Origin of the sequence: Streptomyces sp. NPDC001914 (assembly GCF_042891215.1) — a bacterium.
GTDB lineage: Bacteria > Actinomycetota > Actinomycetes > Streptomycetales > Streptomycetaceae > Streptomyces.
Map to the genome: position 1 here is coordinate 156979 of NZ_JBIASW010000008.1, position 17129 is coordinate 174107.

The 17129-nt window shown below is 68.3% G+C and carries 9 protein-coding genes; 6 read left to right on the forward strand and 3 right to left on the reverse strand.

Annotated features, from left to right (window positions below; genetic code table 11):
* Positions 1–28 precede the first annotated feature (28 nt).
* Together ACFYYF_RS23435 and ACFYYF_RS23440 are read right to left on the reverse strand one after the other, a co-directional pair.
* Complete coding sequence (locus ACFYYF_RS23435) at positions 29–886, reverse strand: phosphatase PAP2 family protein (protein WP_388778746.1); 858 nt, start codon at positions 884–886, stop codon at positions 29–31.
* A gap of 108 nt (positions 887–994) precedes the next feature.
* A complete protein-coding gene (locus ACFYYF_RS23440) occupies positions 995–2029 on the reverse strand; it encodes a LacI family DNA-binding transcriptional regulator (protein WP_388778749.1) in 1035 nt (344 codons plus the stop codon).
* A gap of 469 nt (positions 2030–2498) precedes the next feature.
* On the opposite strand from ACFYYF_RS23440, the gene ACFYYF_RS23445 reads away from it, so the two are divergent.
* The 4 genes from ACFYYF_RS23445 to ACFYYF_RS23460 all read left to right on the forward strand — a co-directional run bounded on the left by ACFYYF_RS23445 (position 2499) and on the right by ACFYYF_RS23460 (position 7749).
* The gene (locus tag ACFYYF_RS23445) at positions 2499–3776 is read left to right on the forward strand and encodes an extracellular solute-binding protein (RefSeq protein ID WP_361695088.1); all 1278 of its coding nucleotides are present in this window, start codon (positions 2499–2501) and stop codon (positions 3774–3776) included.
* A gap of 133 nt (positions 3777–3909) precedes the next feature.
* Positions 3910–4914, forward strand: a complete 1005-nt coding sequence (locus ACFYYF_RS23450; protein WP_361695086.1) for a sugar ABC transporter permease — start codon at positions 3910–3912, stop codon at positions 4912–4914.
* A 13-nt stretch (positions 4915–4927) separates the two neighbouring features.
* Positions 4928–5836 (forward strand): ABC transporter permease subunit, encoded by a 909-nt coding sequence (locus ACFYYF_RS23455; RefSeq protein ID WP_361695084.1) that lies wholly within the window; start codon positions 4928–4930, stop codon positions 5834–5836.
* A gap of 233 nt (positions 5837–6069) precedes the next feature.
* The gene (locus ACFYYF_RS23460) at positions 6070–7749 is read left to right on the forward strand and encodes a glycoside hydrolase family 13 protein (RefSeq protein WP_361695082.1); all 1680 of its coding nucleotides are present in this window, start codon (positions 6070–6072) and stop codon (positions 7747–7749) included.
* A 105-nt stretch (positions 7750–7854) separates the two neighbouring features.
* Here ACFYYF_RS23460 and ACFYYF_RS23465 read toward each other — a convergent pair whose 3' ends face one another.
* A complete protein-coding gene (locus tag ACFYYF_RS23465) occupies positions 7855–9903 on the reverse strand; it encodes a carbohydrate-binding module family 20 domain-containing protein (protein WP_388778754.1) in 2049 nt (682 codons plus the stop codon).
* A 195-nt stretch (positions 9904–10098) separates the two neighbouring features.
* Here ACFYYF_RS23465 and ACFYYF_RS23470 point away from each other — a divergent pair, with 195 nt between their 5' ends.
* Positions 10099–11481, forward strand: a complete 1383-nt coding sequence (locus tag ACFYYF_RS23470) for an alpha-amylase family protein (protein ID WP_361694944.1) — start codon at positions 10099–10101, stop codon at positions 11479–11481.
* Between the two features lie 144 nt (positions 11482–11625).
* Positions 11626–17025, forward strand: coding sequence for a pullulanase-type alpha-1,6-glucosidase (pulA, locus tag ACFYYF_RS23475; RefSeq protein ID WP_388779195.1), 5400 nt, complete (start codon positions 11626–11628; stop codon positions 17023–17025).
* Positions 17026–17129 lie beyond the last annotated feature (104 nt).

A 17129-nucleotide genomic window follows, 5' to 3' on the forward strand; every position in this document is an offset into this window, starting at 1 on the left:
GTCCGGCGACCGCGCGGGCGGGTGGTGTTCAGTCCGTCGCCCGCAGCACCGGCGCCCCGCGCGTCCCCGGGACCCACTGCGGCATCTCGTAGGGCAGCACGCCGTACCACAGGCGCGTCACCAGGAAGCCGAAGGCGAGACAGAGCAGGCCGCCCACGGCGTCCAGCCAGAAGTGGTTGGCGGTGGCGACGATGACCACGAGGGTGGCCACCGGGTAGAGAACGCCGAGGATGCGCGCCCAGGGGGCCTTGGCCAGCGCGAACAGGGTCAGCCCGCACCACAGGGCCCAGCCGATGTGCATGGACGGCATCGCGGCGTACTGGTTGGACATGTGTTTCAGGTCGCCGGAGGCCATCGAGCCCCAGGTCTGGTGGACCGTGACCGTGTCGACGAAGGTACTGCCGGTCATCAGACGGGGTGGCGCGAGCGGGAAGAAGTAATAGCCGACGAGCGCTACCACCGTGGTGGCGAGAAGTGCGAGACGGGCCGCCGCGTAGCGGCCGGGATGACAGCGGTACAGCCAGACCAGGACACTCAGCGTCACCACGAAGTGCAGGGTCGCGTAGTAGTAGTTCATCCCGATGATCAGCCACCCGACCGAATTCACCGCGTGGTTGACCGACGACTCGACGGCGACGCCGAGGTGGTGCTCCATCCGCCAGATCCAGTCGGCGTTGCGGAGCGCTTCGTGTCTCTGCTCCGGCACGGCGTTGCGGATCAGTGAATACGTCCAGTAACTCACCGCGATGAGCAGGACTTCGAACCAGAGGCGGGGGCGACGCGGGGTCCGCATGCGACGCAGGAGCGCGTTCCCCGCCTTCTCCTCCGCGACGGGTTGTGGAGTGGCCTGACGGCCTTCCAGTGACGACACGGTCGTATCACCCATAGGCACAGAGTCTGCCAGAAAAGGCTTCCCTCACCGATGATCCCCGGGTCGGGTCCCGCCCGCACTTTCTACGCCCGTGGGAGTGCTTCGTCCCCTTTGTCATCCTGCTCAGGGACGATTCCGGTCCCCCGGGGCGGAAGCGGTCGAACCTCGTACGACGAGTTCGGGCATGAAGACGAATTCACTGTGCGGCGCGGGCGTCCCGCCGATCTCCTCCAGCAGCGTGCGCACCGCGGCCTGGCCCATCGCCGGCACCGGCTTGCGGACCGTCGTGAGCGGCGGGTCGGTGAAGGCGATCAGCGGGGAGTCGTCGAATCCCACGACCGAGATGTCCTTGGGGACCTCCAGGCCGCGCTGGCGTGCCGCCCGTATCGCGCCGAGCGCCATCATGTCGCTGGCGCAGACGACCGCCGTGCAGTCGCGGTCCATGAGGGCGTTCGCGGCGGCCTGGCCGCCCTCCAGCGTGTACAGGGAGTGCTGGACCAGTCGCTCCTCGATGTCCGCGGGGTTCAGGGCGAACTGCTCCTGCATCGCGCGCACGAAGCCCTCGATCTTGCGCTGCACCGGCACGAACCGCTTGGGGCCGAGCGCCAGTCCGATGTTGGTGTGCCCGAGCGAGGCGAGGTGGGTGACCGCGAGGGCCATCGCGGCGCGGTCGTCCGGGGAGATGAACGGCGCCTGCACCTTCGGCGAAAAGCCGTCGACCAGGACGAACGGGACACCGCGGCCCCGCAGTTGCTCGTACCGCTGCATGTCGGCCGAGGTGTCGGCGTGCAGTCCGGACACGAAGATGATGCCGGCGACCCCGCGGTCGACCAGCATCTCGGTCAGCTCGTCCTCGGTGGAGCCGCCCGGGGTCTGGGTCGCGAGCACGGGGGTGTAGCCCTGGCGCGTCAGGGCCTGCCCGATCACCTGCGCGAGGGCAGGGAATATCGGGTTCTCCAGCTCGGGTGTTATGAGGCCCACCAGGCCCTCGCTGCGCTGCCGCAGGCGCACCGGGCGCTCGTAGCCGAGCACGTCGAGGGCCGCCAGTACGGACTGGCGTGTGGTCGCGGCGACGCCCGGCTTCCCGTTCAGGACGCGACTGACGGTCGCCTCACTGACCCCCGCCTGGGCTGCGATGTCGGCAAGCCGTGTGGTCACAGGATTGGACTGTACCGGTCGCATCTCACCCTGCCCACCAACCAGACGCCGTGTGCGGGCGGTTGCTCGGCCCGCTCCGGGCTGCTGCGTCATCGCGCTCCCTCGTGTTCTGGTCGGCTCGGTGTCCCGTGCTCGCGCCGCGCGGGAAGGGGTGGCTCCTGCAAGGCGCTGACGGGCCGATGATCCCCGTATGTGACATCCGTGGCAAGAGCTTGCAGAGTCTTGCACAGACGTCCGCATGTCCGCTGAGCGGCCTGGTGGCGGGGTTTCGGTACGGCGGCCACGAGGTCACGGGCGCATAACTGATGTCGGCTCTTGCACTTTTTTGCTGCAAGGTCTTTCGCACCGCTTACATGGCTGTTACGTTCACGTCGCCCGGCGGACGCAACGGCGCAGTCGGCAAGTCGGCAAGGGGACCGGGCGGGACCGGTTCCCCACCTACTCGGGCTTTCACCCTCAAGGAGAACTCATGCGGCGTGGCATAGCGGCCAGTGCGCTGGTGGCGTCTTTCGCCCTCGCGGCGACGGCCTGCGGCGGCAGCGGCAGTGACAGCAGCGACAAGGCCGGCGCGCCGGTCACCATCACGTGGTGGGACACGTCCAACGCCACCAATGAGGCGCCGACGTACAAGGCACTGGCCAAGGAGTTCGAGGCCGCCAACAAGAACATCAAGGTCAAGTACGTCAACGTGCCCTTCGACCAGGCGCAGAACAAGTTCGACACGGCCGCCGGTTCCAAGGGAGCCCCGGACGTCCTGCGCTCCGAGGTCGGCTGGACCCCCGCCTTCGCGAAGAAGAGCTACCTCCTGCCCCTCGACGGCACGACCGCCCTCGACGACCAGGCGAAGTTCCAGCCCAGCCTGATCGAGCAGGCGAAGTACGAGGGCAAGACGTACGGTGTGCCGTTCGTCACCGACACCCTCGCGCTCGTCTACAACAAGGCGCTGTACAAGAAGGCCGGCATCACCGAGGCCCCCAAGACCTGGGCCGACCTGAAGAAGAACGCGGCCACCATCAAGGCCAAGACCGGCGTCGACGGCTACTGGGGCTCCACCCAGGCCTACTACGCCCAGTCCTTCCTGTACGGCGAGGGCACCAACACGGTCGACGCCGCCGCCAAGAAGATCACGGTGAACTCGCCCGAGGCCAAGAAGGCGTTCAGCACCTGGCAGGGTCTGTTCTCCGGCAAGGGCCTGCACAAGGCGGACACCACCGCCGACGCGTACGCCCACATCCAGGACGCCTTCGTCAACGGCAAGGTCGCCTCGATCATCCAGGGCCCGTGGGAGATCACCAACTTCTACAAGGGCTCGGCCTTCGCGGACAAGGCGAACCTCGGTATCGCCACCGTCCCGGCCGGCTCCAGCGGCAAGGCGGGCGCCCCGACCGGCGGCCACAACCTCTCCGTGTACGCGGGTTCGGACAAGGCCCACCAGGAGGCCTCGCTGAAGTTCGTGAAGTTCATGACCTCGGCCTCCTCGCAGGCCCAGATCGCGCTCAAGAACTCCACGCTGCCGACGCGTGACGACGCCTACACCGACGAGGTCAAGGCCAACCCGGGCATCGCCGGCTACCAGGGCGTCCTCCCCGCCGCCCAGCCGCGCCCGGCCCTGCCCGAGTACGGCTCCCTGTGGGGCCCGCTCGACACCGAGCTGCCCAAGATCGCGGGTGGCAAGGAGTCCCTGGACAAGGGTCTGAGCAACGCCGAACTGGCGATCTCGAAGCTGGTCCCGGACTTCAGCAAGTAAGCCCGTACGGCCGCCGGATCCTCCCCGGCCCGACCTCGGTCGGGCCGGGGGAACCCCCGAGAACAGGGGGAACGGAACCGGCGGCCACCGGCCGTGTGCGCCCAACTCCTGATCTTGCAGAAGGTGTCCAACCATGACAGTCGCCATCGACCGTGCGACCGGCAAAAGCCGCGGTGACCGAGCACCGCGCCCCGGCCGGATGCAGCGTCTCAAGCACTCGTACCAGAAGTACTGGTACGCGTACGCGATGATCGCCCCGGTCGTCGTCGTACTCGGCGGATTGGTTCTCTATCCCCTGGTACGGGGCTTCTATCTGACGTTCACGGACGCCAACAGCCTCAACTCGGCCCGCACGATCGGCGTCAACCACATCGACGCCACCTACAAGTTCATCGGGCTGGACAACTACAAGGACATCCTGTGGGGCCCGACGTCGTACGACCGCTTCTGGTCGCACTTCATCTGGACCATCGCCTGGACCGTCATCTGCGTCGCCCTGCACTACTGCGTCGGCCTGGGCCTCGCGCTGCTGCTCAACCAGAAGCTGCGCGGCCGCACCTTCTACCGGCTGATCCTGGTGCTGCCCTGGGCCGTGCCGACCTTCGTCACCGTCTTCGGCTGGCGCTTCATGCTCGCCGACGGCGGCATCATCAACTCCATGCTCGACGCGGTGCACCTGCCGTCGCCGGCCTGGCTGGAGGACACCTTCTGGCAGCGCTTCGCCGCCATCATGGTCAACACCTGGTGCGGTGTGCCGTTCATGATGGTCTCGCTGCTCGGCGGACTGCAGTCCATCGACGCGACGCTGTACGAGGCCGCCGAGATGGACGGCGCGAACAAGTGGCAGCAGTTCCGCTTCGTGACCCTGCCGGGCCTCAGGTCGGTCAGCTCCACCGTCGTGCTCCTCGGCATCATCTGGACCTTCAACCAGTTCGCCGTGATCTTCCTTCTCTTCGGCAGCACCGCCCCGGACGCGCAGATCCTCGTCACCTGGGCCTACTACCTCGGCTTCGGACAGCAGCCGCGTGACTTCGCCCAGTCGGCCGCCTACGGCATGCTGCTGCTGGCCATCCTGGTCGTCTTCACCTCCTTCTACCGCCGCTGGCTGAACCGCAATGACCAGCAGCTCGCGATCTGAGGCGGGAGTCTCCATGAGTACCACCACACTGCAGACGCCTCCGGCCGACGAGGCCACCCGGCCCGCCGAGTCGGCCCGTCCCGCCCGCAAGCGCGGTCAGCGCAGCCTCGCCGGCTCGCTCGCCTCCCACGGCATCCTGACCGTCGCGAGCCTGGTCGCGCTGTTCCCGATCGCCTGGCTGGTCTTCCTGTCCCTCGGACCGGACAAGGACGACTACCTGCACCCCGGACGCATCTGGAACACGATGACGTTCGACAACTACACCTTCGTGCTCCAGCACACGAACTTCTTCGAGTGGATGAAGAGTTCGCTCATCGTGTCGCTCGGCACCACGGTCATCGGCGTGATGGTCGCGGCCACCACCGGCTACGCCGTCTCGCGCATGCGCTTCCCCGGCTACAAGAAGTTCATGTGGGTCCTGCTGGTCACCCAGATGTTCCCCATCGCCGTACTGATCGTGCCGATGTACCAGATCCTCTCGGACCTGCAGCTCATCGACAGCTACTTCGGCCTGATCCTCGTCTACTGCTCGACGGCGGTGCCCTACAGCGCCTGGCTGCTCAAGGGCTACTTCGACACCATCCCGTTCGAGATCGACGAGGCCGGCCGGGTCGACGGACTGAGCCCCTTCGGCACCTTCTTCCGGCTGATCCTGCCGCTCGCCAAGCCGGGTCTCGCGGTGGCCGCCTTCTACAACTTCATCACCGCGTTCGGTGAGGTCGCGTTCGCCTCGACGTTCATGCTGGACGACTCGAAGTACACCTTCGCCGTCGGCCTGCAGAGCTTCGTCAGCGAGCACGACGCGCAGCGCAACCTCATGGCGGCCACCGCCGTGCTGGTCGCGATACCCGTCTCCGCCTTCTTCTACCTCGTGCAGAAGAACCTGGTGACCGGACTCACCGCGGGCGGCACGAAGGGCTGATCCGCGAGGACGCCCGAAGAACGCCCAGACTCCCGCGCGCTCATCGCGCGCGGGTGGCGGCCGCGGTGCCCATCCGACCCCGCCAGTACCGCGGCCGCCTCATCCCCCCGCCCCGACGCCTTTCGCCCCGTGCTCCCGGCCTCGCGCGAGCAGGGGTCTGCCCCCACAGCCGAATTCCTCCCCACGCCCCGGCAGCGCCCGGACGCGGGGACCCTCATCGCATCAAGGACGCCATGAGCCAGCACTCCGCCGACCAGGCCCCGAACTCCGTTCTCGCCACCGTCGCCGCGCATCGCGACTGGTGGCGCGACGCGGTGATCTACCAGGTCTATCCGCGCAGCTTCGCCGACAGCAACGGCGACGGCATGGGCGACCTGGAGGGCGTACGTTCCCGACTCCCGTACCTGCGCGACCTCGGCGTGGACGCCGTGTGGCTCAGCCCCTTCTACGCCTCGCCGCAGGCCGACGCCGGCTACGACGTGGCGGACTACCGGGCCGTCGACCCCATGTTCGGCAACCTGCTGGACGCCGACGCCCTGATCCGCGACGCCCACGGGCTCGGACTGCGGATCATCGTCGACCTCGTGCCCAACCACTCCTCCGACCAGCACGAGTGGTTCAAGCGCGCGCTGCGCGAGGGCCCCGGCTCCTCGCTGCGCGACCGCTACCACTTCCGCCCCGGCAAGGGCGAGAACGGCGAACTGCCGCCCAACGACTGGGAGTCCATCTTCGGCGGCCCGGCCTGGACCCGGGTCACCGAGCCCGACGGCACCGCCGGAGAGTGGTACCTGCACCTCTTCGCGCCCGAGCAGCCCGACTTCAACTGGGAACACCCGGCCGTGGGAGACGAGTTCCGCTCGATCCTGCGGTTCTGGCTGGACATGGGCGTCGACGGTTTCCGCATCGACGTCGCGCACGGCATGGTCAAGGCCGAGGGTCTGCCGGACCTCGGCGGCCACGACCAGCTCAAACTGCTGGGCAACGATGTCATGCCGTTCTTCGACCAGGACGGCGTGCACGACATCTACCGCCAGTGGCGCACGATCCTCGACGAGTACTCGGGCGAGCGCATCTTCGTCGCCGAGGCGTGGACCCCCACCGTCGAGCGCACCGCGAACTACGTGCGGCCCGACGAGCTGCACCAGGCCTTCAACTTCCAGTACCTGGGCTCCCACTGGGACGCGGCCGAGCTGCGCGCGGTCATCGACCGCACGCTCGACGCGATGCGGCCGGTCGGCGCGCCCTCCACGTGGGTGCTGTCCAACCACGACGTGACCCGGCACGCCACCCGCTTCGCCAACGAGGCCGGCCTCGGCACCCAGATCCGCACCGCGGGCGACCGCGAGCTCGGCCTGCGCCGGGCCCGCGCGGCGAGCCTGCTGATGCTGGCGCTGCCCGGCTCCGCCTACGTCTACCAGGGCGAGGAGCTCGGCCTGCCCGACGTCGTCGACCTGCCGGACGAGGCGCGCCAGGACCCGGCCTTCTTCCGGGGTGCCGGACAGGACGGCTTCCGCGACGGCTGCCGGGTGCCGATCCCGTGGACCCGTACCGGCTCGTCGTACGGCTTCGGCGACGGCGGCAGCTGGCTGCCGCAGCCGGCCGAGTGGGCCGGGCTGAGCGTCGAGGCGCAGACCGGTGTCGCGGGCTCGACCCTGGAGCTGTACCGCGACGCGCTGGCCGTGCGGCGTGAGCGCGCCGACCTCGGCGCGGGCGACACCGTCACGTGGCTGACCGCCCCGGAGGGTGTACTCGCCTTCCGTCGCGGTGACTTCGTGTGCACCGCGAACACCGGGTCCACGGCCGTGACCGTCCCCGCGTACGGCCGGGTGCTCGTCGCCAGCGGCGAGGTGGCCGTCTCGCCGGACGGCCAGGCGAAGCTGCCCGCCGACACCACCGTCTGGTGGGCCGTCTGACCCACGCGTGACCTGACCCGCGCGTGATCCGACCCGCGCGGAAGCGGTGCTCCGGTCCTGACCACCGGAGCACCGCTTCCGCGCGGGTCTTCCTCTTTTCCGGCCCTACTTCCAGGTGTCGCTCACGGTGTACCCGGAACCCGAGCCCGTCGTGTACGCGCGATTGCTCCCGGACTCCCAGGTCACGCCCGAGGCGTCCTTCTTGATGTACTTGTACGTGAACGACGTCGACCTGGGCACGATCGTGAGCCGGCCCCAGTACGGGTACGACGCCGCGGACAGCGGGATCGCGTCGGCCGTGTTCCATGAGCCGAGCGAGGGGATCGAGCCGACGACGTACACATCGGTGCCGTAGACGGTGGTCGCGGTCACGCCGAAGGTCAGGTCGGTCGCGTCGGCGTCGGCCACGTTCCAGGAGTTCTGGGCCGTCACGGCCGTCGTGCCGGTGGTCAGGGTCCGGTTGGCGTTGGATTCCCAGGTGACGTTCCCCGAGGAGTCCTTCTTGATGTACTTGTACGCGACCGTGCTGTTCGCCGGCACCTGGACGTCCGTCTTCCACACCGGGTAGCCGGACGCGGACAGCTTCACCGCGTTTGCCGTGTTCCAGCCGCCCAGCGCGGCGGCGGAGCCGACCACGTAGACGTCCGTGCCCGACGTGGTCGGCGCGTACTCGTTGAAGGTCGCGGTGACCGTGCCGGTGCCCGGATCGGTGCCGCCGCCCCCGCAGTTGACCGTGCAGACGTAGTCCGGGTCGTAGAACGCGACGGCGCTCTTGGCGGGCACCGTCAGCGAGGCCCTTCCGCCGGTCACCGTGACCGAGGTGGCGCCGCCGTCGACGACGTTCGGGTAGGTGCCGTCGGCGAGACCGGTCGTATACGTGTACGTGCTGGTGCCCGAGCTGTTGTTGATGGCGACGAATCCGGCGCCGCCCCGGCCGAAGCCGATCACATTGGACGCGGGGGACTGCCAGTTGGCGACGGCGTACCCGGCGGCCGCGTTGTGCCAGCCGATCATGCCCGAGACCGCGGTGTCGCGGTCCAGGCAGTACCAGCCGGAGGCGCAGTCGGTGTCGGTGACGAAACCGCCGCCCGAGTTCGGCGGGGCCTGGTCGCTCTGGCCGAACGTCCAGCCCGCGTAGACCGACGGCCGGCCGTAGCCGCGCGCCAGCTGGTAGACGTTGGCGAGCACGGCGGTCGCGCCGTCCTTGTAGCTCAGCGAGTAGCCGTTGCGCTCGGTGTCGTGGTTGGTGACCATGGTGGTGGAGTTCGCCTCGGCGACGAGCCCCCAACTGCTGCCGAAGCTGGACAGGTTGGCGATGTCGCCCTGGAACTGCGCCTTGATCTGGGAGGCGAAGGCGAAGTCGAGGACGTCACCGCTGCCGTAGTACTCGTCGATGGAGGGCGGCGTGCCGGGATAGACCTCCTGGGTGATGTACGGCGCCGAGCCCGAGGTCGTGGTGTGCAGACCGGCGACGATGGCGTTCATGTCGGCGGCCTCGATGTGCTTGGCCGCGTCGACCCGGAAGCCGTCGACGCCCAGGTCGATCTGCTGGTTGAGGAAACCGGTGATCCTCGCGCGGACGTTGCTCTCGGCGGTGTCCAGGTCGGGCATGCCCAGCAGTTCGCAGTGCTGGACCTGGTAGCGGCTGGTCCAGTCGGTGATCGTCGTGGTGCAGTCGTCGCTGTCGGCCGGGTCGTAGTCCGGGGTGTCGTACTTGTTCGTGACGACCGTGCCGTTGTACCCGGTGCCGGTCTGGCCCGCGGTGTGGTTGATCACGGCGTCGGTGTAGACCTTGATGCCGGTCGCGTGACACGTGTCGACCATGGCCTTGAAGCCGGCCGCGGTGCCGAAACGGCTGTTCAGGTTGTACGAGTAGGGCTGGTAGACGTCCCACCAGTAGTAGTTCGCCTGCTTCAACGACTCGGCGGGCGGCGCCACTTGGACGGCCCCGTAGCCGGCCGGGTCGAGGACGTTCGTACACTCGGACGCGACCGACTTCCAGTTCCACTCCCACAGGTTGGCGATCACATCACCGTTGGGGACACCGGTGTCCGTCGCCGCGGCTGCCTGCTGGGCGGGCAGTGCCGCCAGCCCGCCGAGCCCCAGCGCCACGGTCGCCAGCAGCCGGGGGACCCTTCTTCGTCGTAAGACCATCGGGGGTGCGGCTCCTCTCCGGATCGGGCCGGCCTGCCCGCGGGGTGCGGCAGCGGACCCGTGTGGAGCGTGGGGCCGTACAAAAGGTCGCGTCAATAAGGGAGTTGGAAGTTCTTTCGACATCTTGCTGAAACATGATTGCAAGCGGTACGTTCCGATCCCCCCACCCGCACGACGTAGTGCAGGAGTACACACATGGCACGGAAGAAGCTTGCGGCCTCGTTCGCCCTCGTGGCGGGCCTGGCGGTCACGGTGGCCGTTCCCCCCGGTACGGCGGCGGCCTCGCCGCCCGGCACCAAGGACGTCACCGCCGTCATGTTCGAGTGGAAGTTCGACTCGGTCGCCAAGGAATGCACCAACACGCTGGGCCCCGCCGGATACGGCTACGTCCAGGTGTCCCCGCCCGCCGAGCACATACAGGGCTCGCAGTGGTGGACCTCGTACCAGCCCGTGAGTTACAAGATCGCCGGCCGCCTCGGCGACGCCACCGCCTTCAAGAACATGGTCACCACCTGCCACGCGGCCGGTGTGAAGGTCGTGGCGGACACGGTGATCAACCACATGGCGGCCGGTTCCGGTACCGGCACGGGAGGCTCTTCGTACACGAAGTACAACTACCCGGGTCTCTACTCGTCCGCCGACATGGACAACTGCACGTCCAGCATCAGCGACTACACCAACCGCGCCAACGTCCAGAACTGCGAACTCGTCGGTCTCGCCGACCTGGACACCGGGGAGGAGTACGTCCGGTCGGCCATCGCCGGATACATGAACACCCTGCTCGGCTACGGCGTCGACGGCTTCCGGATCGACGCGGCCAAGCACATGCCGGCCGCCGACCTCGCCAACATCAAGTCCCGGCTGAGCAACCCGTCCGTCTACTGGAAGCAGGAGGCCATCTACGGCGCGGGCGAGGCCGTCCAGCCCACCGAGTACACCGGCAACGGCGACGTCCAGGAGTTCCGCTACGCCTACGACCTCAAGCGGGTCTTCAACAACGAGAACCTCGCCTACCTGAAGAACTACGGCGAGGGCTGGGGCTACATGAGCAGCTCGGTCGCGGCCGTCTTCGTCGACAACCACGACACCGAGCGCAACGGCTCCACGCTCAACTACAAGGACGGGGCGAACTACACCCTCGCCAACGTCTTCATGCTCGCGTACCCCTACGGAGCCCCCGACATCAACTCGGCCTACGAGTGGTCGAACATCGATGCCGGACCGCCCAACGGCGGTACCGTCAATGCCTGTTGGCAGGACGGCTGGAAGTGTCAGCACGCCTGGCCGGAGATCAAGTCGATGGTCGCCTTCCGTAACGCCACCCGTGGGCAAGCCCTTTCCAACTGGTGGGACAACGGCAACGACGCGATCGCTTTCGGCCGGGGCAGCAAGGGCTTCGTGGCCATCAACCACGAGACCTCCTCGCTGAGCCGGACCTACAGCACCTCCCTGGCCGCGGGAACGTACTGCAACGTCCAGAACAACACGAGCATCACCGTGAACAGTTCGGGCCAGTTCACGGCGACGCTGGGCGCCAACACGGCACTCGCCATCTACGCGGGCAAGTCCAGCTGCTGAAAAGCCTTTCCGCATGTTGCAAGACTCTTGCTGTAAACCTTGCGTGAGCGATACGGTCACGCGGGCGTTCGGCATCGTGGCCGAAACGCTGCGCGGGGTCGGACCCGAGTACGCCGTAATCGCTAGGAGTTCACGACTGTGGACCTGATACCGAGAGGGCCGGCGGGCCGCACCAGCCGCCCCAGGCTGCGAGCAGCCGTCCTCGCCGCCGCACTGGCCGTATCGCTTGCGCAACCCCTTGTGGCGCGGGCCCAGACCCCGCCCGCACCGCCGTCGGACGCGAAGCTCGCCGCCGAGCCGTCACGGCACGACTCCACCCGTGACCAGTTCTACTTCGTGATGCCGGACCGTTTCGCCAACGGCGACACGTCCAACGACAAGGGCGGACTGACCGGTTCGAGGCTCTCGACCGGCTACGACCCCGCCGACAAGGGCTTCTACCAGGGCGGCGACCTCAAGGGCCTGACGAAGCGGCTCGACTACATCAAGGGGCTCGGCACCACCGCCATCTGGATGGCGCCGATCTTCAAGAACCAGCCCGTGCAGGGCACCGGCTCGGACGCCTCGGCCGGCTACCACGGCTACTGGATCACCGACTTCACCAAGGTCGACCCGCACTTCGGCACCAACAAGGACCTGGAGACACTGATCTCCAAGGCCCACGCCAAGGGCATGAAGGTCTTCTTCGACGTCATCACCAACCACACCGCCGACGTCGTCGACTACGAGGAGAAGTCCTACAACTACCTCTCCAAGGGTGCCTTCCCCTACCTGACCAAGGACGGCCGGCCCTTCGACGACGCGGACTACGCGGACGGCACCCGGAAGTTCCCGTCGGTGGACGCCGACTCCTTCCCCCGCACGCCGACGGTTCCGGCCGCGAAGAAGGACGTCAAGGTCCCGTCGTGGCTCAACGACACGACCATGTACACCAACCGCGGTGACTCCACCTACGCCGGCGAGTCCACCACCTACGGCGACTTCTCCGGCCTCGACGACCTGTGGACCGAGCGTCCCGAGGTCGTCAGCGGCATGGAGAAGATCTACGAGAAGTGGGTCCGGGACTTCGGCATCGACGGCTTCAGGATCGACACCGTCAAGCACGTGAACATGGAGTTCTGGACGCAGTGGGCGACCGCCCTCGACGCGTACGCGGCCCGGCACGGACGCAAGAACTTCTTCATGTTCGGCGAGGTCTACTCCGCCGACGCCTCCATCACCTCGCCGTACGTCACCGAGGGCCGCCTCGACGCCACCCTCGACTTCCCGTTCCAGGACGCGGCCCGCTCCTACGCCTCGCAGGGCGGCAGCGCGCAGAAGCTCTCGTCCCTGTTCGCGGACGACTACAAGTACACGACCGACAAGGCCAACGCCTACGAGCAGGTCACCTTCCTCGGCAACCACGACATGGGCCGCATCGGGTACTTCCTGGACCAGGACAACCCGAAGGCGACCGACGCCGAGCTGCTGAAGAAGGACAGGCTGGCCAACGAGCTGATGTTCCTCAGCCGCGGCAACCCCGTCGTCTACTACGGCGACGAGCAGGGCTTCACCGGCTCCGGCGGCGACAAGGACGCCCGCCAGCCGATGTTCGCCTCCAAGATCGCGGACTACCTCGACGACGACGAGATCGGCACCGACCGCACGGCCGCGAGCGACGCCTACGACACGAACGCGCCGCTGTACAAGACCATCAGCACCCTGTCCGAGCTCCGCAAGGACAACCCGGCCCTCGCCGACGGAGTCCAGACGGAGCGGTACGCCGCGGACGGCGCCGGCGTGTACGCCTTCTCCCGTACCGACGCGAAGACCGGTACCGAGTACGTCGTCGCCGTGAACAACGCGGACGAGGCGAAGTCGGCCACGTTCGCGACCGGCTCGGCGGACATGGACTTCCGCGCCCTGTACGGAACCTCGGCCTCGGTGAAGAGCGACGGCGACAAGAAGGTCACCGTCACCGTCCCGGCCGGATCGGCGATCGTCCTCAAGGCCGCGGGCAAGCCCGCCGCCCCCGCGACCAAGCCCACGCTGACGCTGAAGGCCCCCGCCGCGGGCGCCACCGGCACCGTCGAACTGTCGGCGGACGTCACCGGCGGACAGCTCGACCGGGTCGTCTTCGCCGCCCAGACCGGCAACGGCACGTGGCGTGTCCTCGGCTCCGCCGACCACGCCCCGTACAAGGTCACCCAGGCCATCGGCAAGGACGTCCCCGCCGGAACCGCCCTGCGCTACAAGGCCGTCGTCGTCGACTCGGCCGGACGCACCGCGAGCGCGACCGCCGAGTCCACCACCGGCACCGCGCCCGCCCCGGAGGTCCCGACGGCCTCCTCCCGCGATTACGCGGTCGTCCACTACAAGCGCACGGACGGCGACTACACCGACTGGCGCCTCTACGCCTGGGGCGACATCGCCGACGGCGAGGGCACGACCTGGCCCGCCGGACACGACTTCATCGGCCGCGACGCCTACGGCGCCTTCGCCTACGTGAAGCTGAAGCCCGGGGCCTCCAGCGTCGGCTTCCTGGTCATCGACAAGGACGGCAACAAGGACGTCGCGAGCGACCGCACGATCGACGTCACCAAGACCGGCGAGGTCTGGGTCGAACAGGGCAAGGACACCGTCCTCACCGAGCAGCCCGACCTGCCCGCCCAGGACAAGACCAAGGCCGTCATCCACTACCACCGCGCCGACGGCGACTACACCGGCTGGGGCCTGCACACCTGGACCGGGGCCGCGACGCCCACGGACTGGACGAAGCCCCTGGAGCCCGTGCGGACCGACGCCTACGGAGCCGTCTTCGAGGTGCCGCTCGCCGAGGGCGCCGGCAGCCTCAGCTACATCATCCACAAGGGCGACGACAAGGACCTGCCCACCGACCAGTCGCTGGACCTCACGGCCAACGGCCACGAGGTGTGGCTGCTCGGCGGCCAGGAGAGGTACCTGCTGCCGCAGCCCAAGGGCAGCGCCGCCGCACTCGACCTGACCACCTCCAAGGCGATCTGGATCGACCGCTACACCGTCGCCTGGAACGGCTCCGACGCCGCCGTCTCCACCCAGCTCCTCTCCTCCCACGACGGCTCGATCGCCGTCAAGGACGGCGGGCTGACCAGCGACGACGAGCGCTGGCTGCGGCTGCGGAAGACCACCCTCACCGACGCCCAGAAGGCGAAGTACCCCCACCTGAAGGCGTACACCGCCTGGTCCGTCGACCCGCGCGACCGTGAGCGGGTGCGCTCCGCGCTCGGCGGTCAGCTCGTCGCCTCCCAGCGGGCCGCGAACGGCGCCGTGCTCGCGGCGACCGGCGTACAGATCGCCGGAGCCCTCGACGACCTGTACCCCGCGACGAAGGCGCACCTCGGGCCGGTCTACCACGACGGAGTCCCCACCCTCTCGGTGTGGGCCCCGACCGCGCAGTCGGTGAGTCTCGACCTGGCCGGCTCCACCGTCGCCATGAAGCGCGACGGCGCCACCGGCGTCTGGTCCGTCACCGGAAAGAAGTCCTGGACGGGCAAGTCCTACCGCTACGTCGTCAAGGTGTGGGCGCCGACCGTCCGCGAGATCGTCACCAACAAGGTGACCGACCCGTACTCGGTGGCCCTGACCGCCGACTCCAAGCGCAGCCTGGTCGTCGACCTGGACGCCAGGTCCCTCGCTCCGTCCGGCTGGGCCACGCTTCTGAAGCCCAAAGCCGTACCGCTGAAGGACGCGCAGATCCAGGAACTGCACGTCCGCGACTTCTCGGTGGCGGACAAGACCGTCCCCGCGAAGGACCAGGGCACCTACCTCGCCTTCACCGACAAGAACAGCGACGGCTCCAAGCACCTGAAGGCGCTGGCGAAGTCCGGCACCTCCTACGTACACCTGCTGCCGGTGTTCGACATCGCCACCATCCCCGAGAAGAAGGCGGACCAGCAGAGCACCGACTGCGACCTGGCCTCCTACGCCGCCGACTCCGAGAAGCAGCAGGAGTGCGTGGCCAAGACCGCCGCCAAGGACGCCTACAACTGGGGCTACGACCCCTACCACTACACGGTCCCCGAGGGGTCCTACGCCACCGACCCCGACGGCACCGGGCGCACGGTCCAGTTCCGCAAGATGGTCAAGTCGCTCAACGAGGACGGCCTGCGCGTCGTCATGGACGTGGTCTACAACCACACCGCCGCGAGCGGCCAGGCCGACACCAGCGTCCTCGACAGGATCGTCCCCGGCTACTACCAGCGGCTCCTCGCCGACGGCAGCGTCGCCAACTCCACCTGCTGCTCCAACACGGCGACCGAGAACGCCATGATGGGCAAGCTGGTCGTCGACTCGATCGTCACCTGGGCCAAGGAGTACAAGGTCGACGGCTTCCGCTTCGACCTCATGGGACACCACCCCAAGGCCAACATCCTCGCGGTCAGGAAGGCCCTCGACGGGCTCACCCTCGCGAAGGACGGCGTCGACGGCAAGAAGATCATCCTGTACGGCGAGGGCTGGAACTTCGGCGAGGTCGCCGACGACGCCCGGTTCGTCCAGGCCACCCAGAAGAACATGGCGGGGACGGGCATCGCGACCTTCTCCGACCGTGCCCGTGACGCCGTCCGCGGCGGCGGCCCCTTCGACTCCGACCCCGGGGTCCAGGGCTTCGCCTCGGGCCTGTACACCGACCCCAACTCCTCCACCGCCAACGGCACCCCGGCCGAGCAGAAGGCCCGCCTGCTGCACTCCCAGGACCTGATCAAGGTCGGCCTGGCCGGCAACCTGGCGGCGTACCGCTTCACCGACACCGAAGGCAAGGAGGTCAAGGGCTCCGAGGTCGACTACAACGGCCAGCCCGCGGGCTACGCGGCCGCGCCCGGCGACGCGCTCGCCTACGCCGACGCGCACGACAACGAGTCGCTGTACGACGCGCTGACGTACAAGCTGCCCGCGTCGACGAGCGCCGCCGACCGGTCCCGGATGCAGGTCCTGGCGATGGCGACGGCCACCCTCTCGCAGGGTCCGTCCCTCTCCCAGGCCGGCTCCGACCTGCTGCGCTCCAAGTCGCTGGACCGCAACTCCTTCGACAGCGGCGACTGGTTCAACGCCATCCACTGGAACTGCCAGGACGGCAACGGATTCGGGCGCGGGCTGCCGATGGCCGCCGACAACACCTCGAAGTGGCCGTTCGCCAAGCCGCTGCTGACCTCCGTCAAGGTGGGCTGCGAGCAGATCGACGGCACCTCGGCCGCCTTCCAGGACCTGCAGCGCATCCGTACGAGCGAGAAGGTCTTCTCGCTCTCCACGGCCGCGCAGGTGCAGTCGCAGCTCTCCTTCCCGCTGTCGGGCAAGGACGAGACCCCCGGAGTGATCACGGCGCGCCTCGGCGACCTCGTGATCGTCTTCAACGCGACCCCGGAGAAGCAGAAGCAGACCGTCGGCTCGCTGGCCGGTTCCGCGTACACCCTGCACCCGGTGCAGGCGAACGGCGCGGACGCGGTCGTCAAGTCCTCGTCCTACGCGAAGGACACGGGCTCCTTCACCGTCCCGGCGCGCACGGTGGCGGTGTTCACCCGGACCCCGTGACAACGGTCCGACCCGGTGGGGCGGCCCCGGACACCCCGAGTTCGACGGGGGTCCGGGGCCGCCCCCGTCGTCGTACCGGCGCGGGGGCTAGGGTGACCTGGACC